The organism is Streptomyces sp. NBC_00104 (genome assembly GCF_045160825.1).
In the GTDB taxonomy this organism is placed as follows: Bacteria; Actinomycetota; Actinomycetes; order Streptomycetales; family Streptomycetaceae; genus Streptomyces.
In genome coordinates this window covers 5,371,589-5,384,045 of sequence record NZ_CP108215.1, presented here as the reverse complement: position 1 = coordinate 5,384,045, position 12,457 = coordinate 5,371,589, and the positions used below count along the sequence as shown (strand labels likewise).

Below are 12,457 nucleotides of genomic sequence, written 5' to 3'. Positions count from 1 at the left end.
ATCCCCATGGCCAAGCGAATCGACGTCAGCGGCCTCAACGCCTATTACGGCTCCTTCCGGGCCATCGAGGACATCTCGATGACCGTCGAGCCCCGTACCGTGACGGCCTTCATCGGCCCCTCCGGCTGTGGCAAGTCCACGTTCCTGCGCACCCTGAACCGGATGCACGAGGTGACGCCGGGCGGCCGGGTCGAGGGCAAGGTCATGCTCGACGACGAGGACCTGTACGGCACCGGGGTCGACCCCGTCTCCGTGCGGCGTGAGGTCGGCATGGTCTTCCAGCGCCCGAACCCGTTCCCCACGATGTCGATCTACGACAACGTGGCGGCGGGCCTGAAGCTGCTCGGCACCAAGAAGAAGGCCGAGCTGGACGACGTCGTCGAGAAGTCCCTCAAGGGCGCGAACCTCTGGAAAGAGGTCAAGGACCGCCTGGGCAAGCCGGGCTCCGGCCTCTCCGGTGGCCAGCAGCAGCGGCTGTGCATCGCCCGTGCCATCGCGGTCGAGCCGAAGGTGCTGCTCATGGACGAGCCGTGCTCCGCGCTGGACCCGATCTCGACGCTCGCCATCGAGGACCTCATCGGTGAGCTGAAGGAACGCTTCACGATCGTCATCGTGACGCACAACATGCAGCAGGCGGCGCGGGTCTCCGACCGGACGGCGTTCTTCAACCTCGCGGCCGTGGGGCAGCCGGGCAAGCTCATCGAGCTGGACGACACGGAGCGGATCTTCTCCAACCCGTCCGTCCAGGCCACGGAGGACTACATCTCCGGCCGCTTCGGCTAGGCCGGCGGCGTTCGCCGACCCTCAAGACCCCTCCAAGACCCCTCACGGTGCTGCATGGCGGTGCCACCGCGAGGTAGAGAAAGGGCCCGCCCCCGGTGTTCCCGGGGGCGGGCCCGTCCTCGTGCGGTCAGAGGACCGTCGTGCGGTCAGAGAACCGCCAGGTTCACGATCCAGAAGCTCGTCGCGGCGACCAGGGCCGCGGCCGGCATCGTGATGAACCAGCCCAGGATGATGTTCTTGGCGACGCCCCAGCGGACGGCGTTCACCCGCTTCGTGGCGCCCACGCCCATGATCGCCGAGGTGATGATGTGGGTCGTGGAGATGGGGGCCTTGAAGATGAAGGCCGTGATGAACATGATCGACGCGCCGGTGGTCTCGGCCGCGAAGCCCTGCGGCGGGTCGAGTTCGATGATCTTCCGGCCGAGGGTGCGCATGATGCGCCAGCCGCCCGCGTACGTGCCGAGGGAGAGCATGACCGCGCAGACGATCTTCACCCAGACCGGGATGGGATCGCCGTAGTCCTCGACGTCCGCGATGACCAGGGCCATCACCACGATGCCCATCGTCTTCTGCGCGTCCTGGAGACCGTGGCCGAGGGCCATGCCCGCCGCCGACACGGTCTGCGCTATACGGAAACCGCGCTTCGCCTTGTGCGGGTTGGCGCGGCGGAATATCCACATGATCCCCGCCATCACCAGATAGCCGACGACCAGGCCGACCACCGGTGACACGAACATCGGGATGACGACCTTTTCGAGGACGCCGGACCAGTAGACCGTCGTACCGCCCGCGAGCGCCGCGCCCACCATGCCGCCGAACAGCGCGTGGGAGGAGGAGGACGGCAGGCCGAAGTACCAGGTGACGAGGTTCCAGGTGATCGCGCCGACGAGTGCCGCGAAGAGGATGCCCATCCCCTTGGAGCCCTCGGGCGTGGAGATCAGGCCCTCGCTGACCGTCTTGGCGACGCCGCTGCCGAGGAAGGCGCCGACGAGGTTCATCACCGCGGCCATGGCGAGGGCCGCCCGGGGCGTCAGCGCGCGGGTCGACACCGAGGTCGCGATCGCGTTCGCGGAATCGTGGAAGCCGTTGGTGTACGTGAAGAAGAGCGCGACCCCGATGGTCACGACCAGAGCCAAGGTGTCCATGAAGAGTTCAGGACTCCTTGACCGCGATGGTCTCCACCGTGTTGGCCACGTGTTCGAAGGCGTCCGCCGCCTCCTCCAGCACATCCACGATCTGCTTGAGTTTCAGCACCTCGATGGCTTCGTACTTGCCGTTGAAGAGCATGGCCAGCAGCTTGCGGTGGATCTGGTCGGCCTGGTTCTCCAGCCGGTTGACCTCGATCCAGTACTCCGTGAGGTTGGCCATGGTGCGCAGGTTCGGCATGGCCTCGGCGGTCAGCTCGGCGGCCCGCGCCAGCACCTCGATCTGCTGCTCGACGCCCTTGGGCAGTTCCTCGACGTTGTAGAGGACGACCAGGTCGACGGCCTCCTCCATGAAGTCCATGATGTCGTCGAGGGAGGACGCGAGGTTGTAGATGTCCTCGCGGTCGAACGGCGTGATGAACGAGGAGTTCAGCTGGTGGAAGATCGCGTGTGTGGCGTCGTCACCGGCGTGTTCAGCGGCCCGCATACGCTCTGCGATCTCGGCCCGGCCGGCGGTGTCCGCCCCGAGCAGTTCCATGAGGAGTTTCGAGCCCGTGACGATGTTGTCCGCGGACGCGGCGAACATGTCGTAGAAGCTCGTCTCCCTGGGGGTCAGACGAAAGCGCACGTGGGGTCCTCGGTATGCATTGGTTTCGGTCAGGCTGATGCTAGGCGCATCATCCGGCCACGGCTAATGGGCCGTCCCCCAGTGTCGCCCATCAGCCAGATTCACCGGCAGGGGGGCTGCCCGCAGGGCGTATACCCGCCAAAGTTCGATACGATATACCCGGTAGGGGTATATGTCTGGAGGCTGCGATGACGACCACAGGGGCCGGCGCTGAAGTGCCCTCCGCCGTAGACGGAGTGGAGCCGGGTGTCGTGACCGACCACGACCGTGGAATCCACGGGTACCACCAGCAGAAAGACGAGCATCTGAAGCGCCTGCGGCGCATCGAGGGACAGATCCGCGGGCTCCAGCGGATGGTCGACGAGGACGTCTACTGCATCGACATACTCACCCAGGTCTCCGCCTCCACCAAGGCCCTGCAGTCCTTCGCGCTGCAGCTTCTCGAGGAACACCTGCGGCACTGCGTCGCCGACGCGGCCCTCAAGGGCGGCACCGAGATCGACGCGAAGGTGGAGGAGGCCACGAAGGCGATCGGGCGGCTGCTGCGGACCTGAGGGTCGGAGGGCCTGGGGCCGCCCGTGCCGCCGGGGGTCTTTTTCGGCCATCGGGGACGGTCGTCGGGTACGGCCGCCGGACGCGGTTGTCGGGTACGGCGGCCGGGTACGGCGTCCGGCGCGGGGGTCCGCTACCGGCGCGGTTCGTCCTCGTGGGAGCGTTCTTCCCGGACCCGCAGGACCTCGTCGATGCGGTCGGGGCTGAGGCGGTCGCCGTCGGTGGCGGAGGCCGCGATGATGAGATCGCCGCAGAGCTCGATCTCGGCGAGGGCCACGTGGTCCTGAACCGCCGTACCGCCTGCCGGAGCCACGTGCATCACCTCTTCTCCGCCGTCACCGACCCCTAGGGTAGGCAGCGGCCCACAGCCCGCGCATGGCACCAACGGACCATTTCCGGCCCCGTACTTTCCGCTACCCCTCGGGGCTACTCCTCCGCGATCTTCCCGGCGTAGATGTCCTCGGGCCGCGGCAGGCGTACGTCGACGGGGACGCCGAAGTCGTACAGCAGGGTCGTCGAGGCGACGGCGATCGTGTCCTGCCGGGCGCCGTTGACGAAGCTGAAGCGGTGGCGGACCTTGCGGATGCGGCCCTCGTCGTCGAGGTAGGCGTCGAAGGGGACCCGGGCGGTGGCGAAGCCCTCGGCGGCGGCGCGCAGGGGGGCCCGGTTGCCCTCGGAGGCCGCGCGGGAGGCCATCGTGAGGTCGGCGGTGCCGCGGTAGTGCCGGACCCGTGTGCCGTCGACCTCGGCCTCGCCGACGAAGCTCGCCGTACGCGTCCCGCGCAGCACCTCGGCCGCGGCGAACGGGTCGGTGGCGCCGCCGGTGACCAGATTGCCGTCGGAGAGGGCGCCCGTGTCGACGCGGACCCATTTGTCGGCGGGGACGCCCGCGCCCCGGTTCTTCATGAACAGGGCGCCGGGGGCGAGGAGTTCGGTGATCGGGCGGTGTTCGCTGCGGCCGGCGGGGTCGTGCGGCAACAGCACCCTGAGCCGGCCGAGCTGTCTGCCGTAGTCGTAGACGCCCTCGCCGCGGATGGTCACGCGGGTACCGCCGGTGGCCATCTCCATCTCCGTACGGGCCCTGGAGCTGCCCGCGCGGACGAGGGCGGGGGCGGCGCGGTGCAGCAGGTCGACCGGGTCGTAGGGGAGGGGGTCGTCGGCGAGGCCGCCGAACGCGCAGCCGGTGACACCGGCCGCGCCGACGATGAGTCCTGCCGCGACGAGCACCGCGCCCGTCCTGCCGTGCCGCCGCGTCACCATCGCCTGCCAACCCCCTGGCCGGGTCCGTACCGGGTCCTCCCGCTTGTCCGGATAACGACGAGTGCGGAGGGTTGTCACGCGGTGCGCCCAATAGCCCGTGGCGGGAGGGGGGGGACGCTTACTTGCCCTGGGTAACGTTGTGGGTGTGGCGCACCAGGACGAGCCGGTACCCCCGCAGCAGCACCGTACGAACACCGTCGAGCAGGGCCGATTCTGTGTGGCGAGATGCAGTTGTGGGTGGCGCGGGCCGGCCAGACGGGCGCGGAGCCTGGCCCGGACGGACGCGGAGGGGCACGCGGCGGGCGGGGTGTGAGGGGTCGCGTGGTGAGGGGTCGCGTGGTGAGGGTTACGCGTGGCGGAGGATCGCCAGGAACTCGTCGATCAGTTCCCGGTCGCGGGGCTGGGTGAGGCGGGCGCGGGCGTCGGCCGGGTCCAGCCAGAGGATGCGGTCCACCTCGCGGTTGGGTGTGAAGTGGCCGTCGAGCGCCTCGGCCGCCCAGTAACTCACCCGCTTGGCGCGCCCGTTGACGAAGTAGTGGGTCGTGGGCAGCCGGGGGCCGGGCGCGCAGCGGTGGCCGGTCTCCTCCTCGACCTCGCGCAGCGCGCCGGCGAGGGCGTCCTCGTCGGGCTTCAACTTGCCCTTGGGGTGCGACCAGTCGTCGTACTTCGGCCGGTGGACCAGGCAGATCCGCAGGTCCCCGCCGTCGGGGGAGGGGCGCCACAGGACGCAGCCCGCCGCCCGGATCACGGCGTCGGTGTTCTCGTTCACGACGTGCTCACCGCCTCCTTCTGCCAGGACTGCTGGAACGCGAACCGGGATGCCTCCACCTCGTGGCGCTGGTCGGCGTGGAGGACGCCGAGGGCGTAGGCCGTGGCCGGGGCGATACGGGGGGTGCGGGCGGCGGCGGCCGCCGCGGAGGCCGCTTCGGAGGCGTCGCGGTGGCGGTTGAGGGCCTCGCCGGCCGCGAGGAGGCGTACGTCGACGGGGACGGCCTCGGGGTACAGGACCTCCAGGGCGTAGCGGTGGAGGCGGAGCAGGAGCCGTACCTGGTGCCAGGGGGCGTCCTGCGGGTGGGGTGCGGTGTCGGGGGAGAGGCCGTGGATGAGGGCCTCGGCGTTGTAGGGGTGGCCGGCGGTGTGCAGGGGCAGGCCGGTGACCGCGTCGCGCAGGCGGTCGTGGGCGGCGGCGGCCAGGGGGCGCAGGTCGGCCGTGGGGGCGGTGGGGGTGAGGGGGACCTCGCTGGCCAGTACGGCGACGCTGTCGGCGACGGCGTGGAAGCGGGAGGAGCCGAGGGCCTGGAGGGCCGCCGAGTGGGCCCGGGTGCGGGCGAGGGTGAGCTGGCGGTCCAGGAGCGCGCCGGCCTTGGCCGCGCCGACTGTGAGGTTGCCGCGATCGGGGGCGGCCGGGGGGCGGGTACCTGGGCCGGCGGTCCCGGGGTCCGCTGTGCCCACCCGTTCCGCCCCAGCGGAACGACTGCCCACAGCGGAGGCTGAGGTGGCGGAGCGGCTGCCCCCGGAGGCGGCGGTGGTGGAGCGGCTGCCCCCGGAGGCGGCGGTGGTGGAGCGGCTGCCCGTAGAGGCGGTGGTGGTGCGGGTGGGGATCGCCGTCTGGGTCGGGAAGTTCGTGGCTCCGGACAGGCGGTTCAGGGCCGTCACCAGGCGGTGCAGGCGGGCCGCGTACGCGTGCTCGCGGCCCAGTGTGCCGGACAGCCAGGCCAGTTCGGGGCGGAGGGATTCCGACCAGTCGGCGTCCAGGAGGGGGCGGAAGGTGTGCAGCGTGCCGCTGATGCGGCGGGCCGAGCGGCGCAGGGCCAGGGCCGCGTCGGTGGACTCCTCGGCGCCCGCCGCCGCGCCCCCACCGGTCTCGCGGTGGGTGCGCAGCGCGCGGAGGAACTCCGTGGCCCGGGCCCGCAGATAGCCGGCGACGGCATCGGCGGGTACGACCGTGGGGTCCGTGGGGTCAAGGTGTTGCTGTGCCACGCCGGCGCCTCCGGGCGTCAATGAGCATCTCCTGGACGTTGCGCAGGGGCTGGCCGTCGGCGTCGGTCGCGTGCCGGGTCCACTCGCCGTCGGGACCGAGGTGCCAGGAGGAGGTCGTGTCGGACATACCGGTCTCCAGCAGGCGGTTGAGCGCCGCCCGGTGGGCCGGGTCGGTGACCCGCAGCAGGGCCTCGATCCGGCGGTCGAGGTTGCGGTGCATCATGTCGGCGCTGCCGATCCACACCTCCGGCTCGCCGCCGTTGCCGAAGCCGAAGATCCGGGAGTGTTCGAGGAAGCGGCCGAGGACCGAGCGGACCCGGATGTTCTCCGACAGGCCCGGCACGCCGGGGCGTATGGCGCAGATGCCGCGCACCCACACGTCGACCGGAACACCCGCCTGCGACGCCCGGTACAGGGAGTCGATGAGCGCCTCGTCCACGATCGAGTTGACCTTGATGCGGACGTGCGCGGGACGTCCGGCACGGTGGTGCTGGACCTCCTTGTTGACGCGGGCGATCAGGCCGTCGCGCAGGGACTTGGGCGCGACGAGGAGGCGGCGGTAGGTCTCGCGGCGCGAGTAGCCGGAGAGGCGGTTGAAGAGGTCGGAGAGGTCCGCGCCGACCTGCGGGTCCGACGTCAGCACGCCCAGGTCCTCGTACAGCCTCGCCGTCTTCGGGTGGTAGTTGCCCGTGCCGACGTGGCTGTAGCGCCGGAGCGTCTCGCCCTCCTGGCGGACCACCAGGGAGAGCTTGCAGTGGGTCTTCAGGCCGACCAGGCCGTAGACGACGTGGCAGCCGGCCTCCTCCAGCTTGCGCGCCCACTTGATGTTGGCGTGCTCGTCGAAGCGGGCCTTGATCTCGACCAGGACGAGGACCTGCTTGCCGGCCTCGGCGGCGTCGATGAGCGCGTTGACTATGGGGGAGTCGCCGGAGGTCCGGTACAGGGTCTGCTTGATCGCGAGGACGTCCGGGTCGTCGGCCGCCTGCTCCAGGAACGCCTGCACCGACGTCGAGAACGAGTCGTACGGGTGGTGCAGCAGCACGTCCCGGTTGCGCAGGGCGGCGAAGATGTCGGGCGCGGACGCCGACTCGACCTCGGCCAGGTCGCGGTGGACGCCGGCGACGAACTTGCGGTACTTCAGCTCCGGCCGGTCCAGGGAGGCGATGCGGAAGAGGCCGGTGAGGTCCAGGGGCCCGGTCAGCGGGTAGACCTCGGACTCCTTGATCTTCAGCTCGCGCACCAGCAGGTCCAGGACCTCCTGGTTGATGCTCTCCTCGACCTCCAGGCGCACCGGCGGCCCGAAGCGGCGCCGCATGAGCTCCTTCTCCAGGGCCTGGAGGAGGTTCTCGGCGTCGTCCTCCTCGACCTCCAGGTCCTCGTTGCGGGTGACCCGGAAGGCGTGGTGCTCCAGCACCTCCATGCCCGGGAACAGCTCCTCCAGATGGGCGCCGATCACGTCCTCCAGCGGGACGAACCGGCCCGGGGAGGCCTCCAGGAAGCGGGACAGCAGCGGCGGCACCTTGACGCGGGCGAAGTGCGAGGTGCCGGTCACCGGGTTCTGCACGCGGACGGCCAGGTTCAGGGAGAGACCCGAGATGTACGGGAAGGGGTGCGCCGGGTCGACGGCCAGCGGCGTCAGCACCGGGAAGATCTGGTGACGGAAGAGCGTGAAGAGCCGGGCCTGCTCCTTCTCCTCCAGTTCGCTCCAGCGGACCAGGTGCACGCCCTCCTCAGCCAGCGCCGGGGCGACGTCCTCGTGGAAGCAGGCGGCGTGCCGGGCCATCAGCTCGCGGGAGCGGGCCCAGATCATCTCCAGCACCTCGCGGGGCTGGAGACCGGAGGCGGACCTCGTGGCGACGCCGGTGGCGATACGGCGCTTCAGGCCGGCCACCCGGACCATGAAGAACTCGTCGAGGTTGCTGGCGAAGATCGCCAGGAAGTTCGCCCGTTCGAGGAGGGGGGTGTTCGGGTCCTCGGCCAGTTCCAGGACGCGCTCGTTGAAGGCGAGCCAGCTGCGCTCCCGGTCGAGGAAGCGGCCCTGCGGCAGCCTTTCGCCACCCTGGTCGTCCTCCTCGTACGCGTCGAGGTCGGCGTCGATGTCGGGTTCCAGGTCGGACACCACGGCCGACACCGTGTGGGGGCGGTGGCCGGTTATGGAGCCGACGGACGGCTGCGCGTGCTGGACCTGGGCTGCCTGGGTGTTGGACTGGCTCATAACACCATTGTTCCGCGCCGCGAGCATCACAGGCGCGTCGGACAGGGCCGGTGGAAGTGCGGGGAGGGGCGAGGCGGCGTTCACGGCGTCGTTCTCGGCGATGTCCGCGTCGATGCGCGCGACGACATCGGCGGCGTGCGGGGCGCCGGGCGCGGTCGCACGGGGGCCGCTCCCCGCGCTTTTCCCGTTGCTGGGGCCGCTGCGTGGGGGAGGCGAGGGCTCGGGCACGACGGGGTTCATTGCGGAAGCGTCGCAAGGCCGTCTGAATGACCGGTTACGGAGACCTTACGTATGGGATAGCGCGGGGAGGACCGCCGGTTCCGCGGAGGCCAGCGTGCGCCCCCGGCGCACGCTCCTTCGTCCTCGCACGCCGTCGCACGCTGTTCACCGGGCGTACGCCTTCGGCACGCCCATCCCCCCGTAGGAAGGGCGTGCCGGGTCAGGGGGCCGTCAGCGGGCGCGGCGGCGCAGTGTCCCGTAGGCGGCGGCGGTGGCGAGGACGGCGACGGCGAGGATGACGCCGGTGGTCATGAGGTGCAGGGGCCAGAAGTGGGATACCGGGTGCACCTCGGCGTACAGGTCGGTGAAGCCGTTCTGGCTCATGCAGCGGGTGTAGTCGACGTCGGCGTCGGCGTCGAAGCAGCTCAGGTCGGCGGCGCGGCTGCCCGGGCCGGTGATCGCGCCCAGGTCCAGCTGTTCCGCCGTCATCGGCAGTCGGCTGGCGGCGGTGCCGGTGAGCGTCTTGGCGGGCCACAGCTCGTTGGAGTGGTCGTCGAGCCACAGGTGGAACAGGAGCATGAAGCCGAAGGCCACGGTCAGGGCCGGCAGCGCCCGCTGCAGGGCGAGGCCCGCCAGGGCGCCGACGGCCAGTGCGCACAGGGCGTACGCGAGGACGGCGGGGCCGCGGTTCACGAAGGGGTCGGTGTAGTACCACTCGTCGCCGCTCAGGTCCCGGTCCGAGGACCAGGCCCAGCGGTAGACCAGCACCAGGACGGCGGTGCCGGCGGTCAGCGCGACGGCGGACACGGCCAGCTTCGCGGTGAGCCAGCGGACCGGGGTGACGGACTGGGTCCAGGCCAGCTGGGCCGTGCCCCGCTCCATCTCGCGGCCGGTGAGCGAGGCGCCGGCCCAGGCGGCCACGGCGTAGGAGAAGTAGGCGATGAGGGTGCCGACCCAGCTCATGGCCTGGGAGTAGGCGAACGCCGACTCGAGGTCGATGCACCCGCTTTCCAGCTTCCGGCAGGCGGCGCGCTCCGCACGCGCCTCCGCCCCCGTGACGTACTGCAGCCAGAGCATCCACCCGACCATGACCAGCACGTACGCGGCCCACACCAGCAGTGCCGAGCGGTGCAGCCGCAGCACGGTCCAGACGATGCCCCGGGGGCGGGGCCCGCCCCGGGTGACAGGGGCGGGCGCGCTGGTGGTGGCGGTCATGGGGTGCCTCCCGTACGGGTCGATGAGGGGCCTTCCGTACGGCGCCGGAGCAGGTGGAAGGCGGTCAGGACCAGCAGGGCGGTGAGGGCGAGGAGGATGCCGGTCTCGACGAGCTGGAGGGGCCAGAAGTGGGAGGAGGGGTGGAAGTCCGCGTAGAACCCGGCGACGTCGGTCCGGTCGCAGGAGATGTCCTCGCACCCGGCGCTGGAGACGCGGGCGCCCGAGGTGGTGATCAGGCCGCGGTCGACCAGCTCACCCGTCCAGGCCCGGTCCGGCGTTTTGGAGACGAGGGTCTCGACCGGCCACAGGGCGTGGCGCCACGTGCGGAGCGTGCCCATGACGACGATCACGCCCAGGAACCCGGCGGCGAGCCCGGGCAGCGAGCGGCGCAGCACCACGCCCGCGAGGACGCCGAGGGCCAGGGCGAGCAGGGCGTAGGCGGTGGCGAGGGTGCCGTTGCCCATGAAGGTGCTGTACTCGAACCAGTCCCGTGTCCCCAGCTCGTGCCGCAGCCGCTCCTCCCGCCACCACACCAGGCGGTTCAGCAGGGTCAGCAGGACCGTCCCCGAGACGATCAGGGCGGCCGGGACCGCGAGCTTGGCCGCGAGCCAGCGGGCCGGGGAGACGGACTGGGTCCAGGCCAGCCGGGCGGTGCCGCTCTCCAGCTCGCGGGCGACCAGGGCGCCGCCCGCCCAGGTGCCGATCAGGGCAGGAGCGAGGGTGAGGAGGTCGGAGCCCAGGGTGACGGCCAGCCCGTAGCGGGTGTACGCGGCGCCTGTCGAGCAGTAGTCGGTCCTCTCGCAGCCGCTCTTCGCATACTCGGTCCAGGCCGCGTCGAGCCCCGGTCCGGCGGCCCACACCAGCCCGCCGGCGATGAGGACCACCAGCAGCCCCCAGAACCACAGCGCCGACTGGTGCAGGCGGAGCGTCGCCCGGATCAGCCCCCGGACCGGGGTCATGGCCGGGGCGGGGGTCGGGTGCTCTGAGCGGGCGGCCGGGGTCGCGGCGGTCCCGGTGGTCGTGGTGCTCATACGGCCGCCTCCCGCGCCTCGGTCCCATCGGCGTGGTCGCCGTCGCCCTCGTCGAGGACGAGGGCCGGTGCCTGAGGTGCCCTCAGGTGGGCGAGGACCAGCTCCTCCAGGGTCGGCTCGGCGGTCTGCCGGCCGGTGCCGATCGGGCCCTGCGGGCGGATGAGCGCGGTGAGCTGACGCCCTGTCGTGCGGGACTCGACGACGGTGTGCGGGGCGAGGTCGCCGGCCGGGCCGGTGACCAGGGTGTGGGCGGCGAGGAGCTCGTCCAGCGGGCCCGCGAGCCGGACACGTCCGGCGCCCAGCAGGAACAAGTGGTCGCAGGAACCCTCCAGTTCGGCCACTACGTGCGAGGACATGACAACAGTGGTGCCGTGCTCGGCGGAGTCCGCGAGCAGGGTGCCCATCAGCTGGTGCCGGGCGAGCGGGTCGAGGTCGGCCATCGGCTCGTCCAGGAGCAGCAGTTCGGGTCGCTTGCCGAGGGCGAGGGCGAGCGCGACCCGGGTGCGCTGGCCGCCGGAGAGGGAGCGGATCTTCGCGTGCCGGTTCAGCTCGCCCTCGTCCACCACCCGCTCGGCGACGGCCGCGTCCCAGCGCCGGGGGTTGAGCTCACGGCCCAGCCGCAGGGTCTCGGCGACGGTCAGCTGCGGATACAGGGGCTTGTCCTGGGCGACGTACGCGATGCGTTCGCGGGCCGCCGCCGGGGTCGTCCCCAGCACGCTGATGGCGCCCTCGGTGGGGACGAGCAGCCCGGCCGCGTGGGCCAGGAGCGTCGACTTGCCCGCGCCGTTCGGTCCGACGAGCGCGCAGATCCGCCCCGTCGGCAGCCGCAGCGTGCAGTCACGCAGTGCCCAGTTCCCCTGCCGCCACCCGAACTTCTTTCCGAGCGCGGCCGCTTTCATCGCGGTCCCCGTCATGCCTCGTCCCCCTGATCTTTCCGGTCTCGCTGATCTTGTGTGAAGTGTTCGTCCAGTACGGACGTGAAGAGCGCCTCCACGTCGTCCCGTTCGAGCCCGGTCTGTCTGGCTCGTACGGCCCAGGTGTCCAGCTCGGCCCGCAGCGGGGAGTCGACGGGCGTGCTGCCCAGTGACTTCCGTACGAACGTGCCGAGACCGCGGCGGGCTTCGACCAGGCCTTCGCGCTCCAGCTCGCGGTAGGCCTTCAGCACCGTGTTCGGGTTGATCGCGGTGGCCTCCACGACCTCGCGGGCCGTGGGGAGTTTGTCGCCGGGCTCCAACAGGCCGAGCCGCAGGGCCTGTTTGGTCTGCTGGACGATCTGCACGTAGGTGGCGACACCGCTGCGCCGGTCGATGCGGTACTCGACCACTCGGACAACCACCCTTTCACTAATTGAGTAGTGAAAGGGTGGTGCAAGAGAGGGGGCGGTGTCAACAACACCGCCCCCAGCCTGTGGACAACTCCGCGTACGTGC

General features: G+C 71.2%; 13 protein-coding genes. 2 read left to right on the top strand and 11 right to left on the bottom strand.

Annotated elements, in window-relative coordinates; genetic code table 11:
- Window positions 1–6 precede the first annotated feature (6 nt).
- Complete coding sequence (pstB, locus tag OG272_RS23725) at window positions 7–783, top strand: phosphate ABC transporter ATP-binding protein PstB (RefSeq protein ID WP_326581251.1); 777 nt, start codon at window positions 7–9, stop codon at window positions 781–783.
- A 146-nt stretch (window positions 784–929) separates the two neighbouring features.
- Here the strand turns inward: pstB and OG272_RS23720 are convergent, their stop codons facing one another.
- Entirely contained in the window at window positions 930–1,928 is a 999-nt protein-coding gene (locus OG272_RS23720; RefSeq protein ID WP_326581252.1) for an inorganic phosphate transporter, read from the bottom strand.
- Window positions 1,929–1,935: 7 nt separating this feature from the next.
- On the bottom strand, window positions 1,936–2,556 hold the full coding sequence (locus tag OG272_RS23715) for a DUF47 domain-containing protein (protein ID WP_037688246.1): 621 nt from the start codon (window positions 2,554–2,556) through the stop codon (window positions 1,936–1,938).
- Window positions 2,557–2,744: 188 nt separating this feature from the next.
- Between OG272_RS23715 and OG272_RS23710 the strand changes: the two genes are divergently transcribed.
- Window positions 2,745–3,110 carry a metal-sensitive transcriptional regulator gene (locus tag OG272_RS23710; protein ID WP_326581256.1) on the top strand — a complete coding sequence of 122 codons (366 nt, stop codon included), beginning with the start codon at window positions 2,745–2,747 and terminating at the stop codon, window positions 3,108–3,110.
- Between the two features lie 131 nt (window positions 3,111–3,241).
- On the opposite strand, the gene OG272_RS23705 is transcribed toward OG272_RS23710, so the two are convergent.
- The 9 genes from OG272_RS23705 to OG272_RS23665 all read right to left on the bottom strand — a co-directional run bounded on the left by OG272_RS23705 (window position 3,242) and on the right by OG272_RS23665 (window position 12,352).
- A complete protein-coding gene (locus tag OG272_RS23705) occupies window positions 3,242–3,427 on the bottom strand; it encodes a hypothetical protein (protein ID WP_326581257.1) in 186 nt (61 codons plus the stop codon).
- A gap of 107 nt (window positions 3,428–3,534) precedes the next feature.
- On the bottom strand, window positions 3,535–4,368 hold the full coding sequence (locus OG272_RS23700) for a hypothetical protein (protein WP_326581259.1): 834 nt from the start codon (window positions 4,366–4,368) through the stop codon (window positions 3,535–3,537).
- A 346-nt stretch (window positions 4,369–4,714) separates the two neighbouring features.
- Window positions 4,715–5,137 carry an NUDIX hydrolase gene (locus OG272_RS23695; protein WP_326581261.1) on the bottom strand — a complete coding sequence of 141 codons (423 nt, stop codon included), beginning with the start codon at window positions 5,135–5,137 and terminating at the stop codon, window positions 4,715–4,717.
- Window positions 5,134–6,348, bottom strand: coding sequence for a CHAD domain-containing protein (locus OG272_RS23690; RefSeq protein WP_405894774.1), 1,215 nt, complete (start codon window positions 6,346–6,348; stop codon window positions 5,134–5,136). Before OG272_RS23690 ends, OG272_RS23695 begins: the two co-directional genes overlap by 4 nt.
- Complete coding sequence (locus OG272_RS23685; protein ID WP_405896063.1) at window positions 6,329–8,563, bottom strand: RNA degradosome polyphosphate kinase; 2,235 nt, start codon at window positions 8,561–8,563, stop codon at window positions 6,329–6,331. The genes OG272_RS23690 and OG272_RS23685 overlap by 20 nt, the downstream gene beginning before the upstream one ends.
- A 450-nt stretch (window positions 8,564–9,013) precedes the next feature.
- Complete coding sequence (locus OG272_RS23680; protein WP_405894772.1) at window positions 9,014–9,997, bottom strand: ABC transporter permease; 984 nt, start codon at window positions 9,995–9,997, stop codon at window positions 9,014–9,016.
- Entirely contained in the window at window positions 9,994–11,028 is a 1,035-nt protein-coding gene (locus tag OG272_RS23675; protein ID WP_405894770.1) for an ABC transporter permease, read from the bottom strand. Before OG272_RS23675 ends, OG272_RS23680 begins: the two co-directional genes overlap by 4 nt.
- The gene (locus OG272_RS23670) at window positions 11,025–11,942 is read right to left on the bottom strand and encodes an ABC transporter ATP-binding protein (protein WP_405894768.1); all 918 of its coding nucleotides are present in this window, start codon (window positions 11,940–11,942) and stop codon (window positions 11,025–11,027) included. The genes OG272_RS23675 and OG272_RS23670 overlap by 4 nt, the downstream gene beginning before the upstream one ends.
- Complete coding sequence (locus tag OG272_RS23665) at window positions 11,939–12,352, bottom strand: GntR family transcriptional regulator (protein WP_326585746.1); 414 nt, start codon at window positions 12,350–12,352, stop codon at window positions 11,939–11,941. The genes OG272_RS23670 and OG272_RS23665 overlap by 4 nt, the downstream gene beginning before the upstream one ends.
- Window positions 12,353–12,457: the final 105 nt, after the last annotated feature.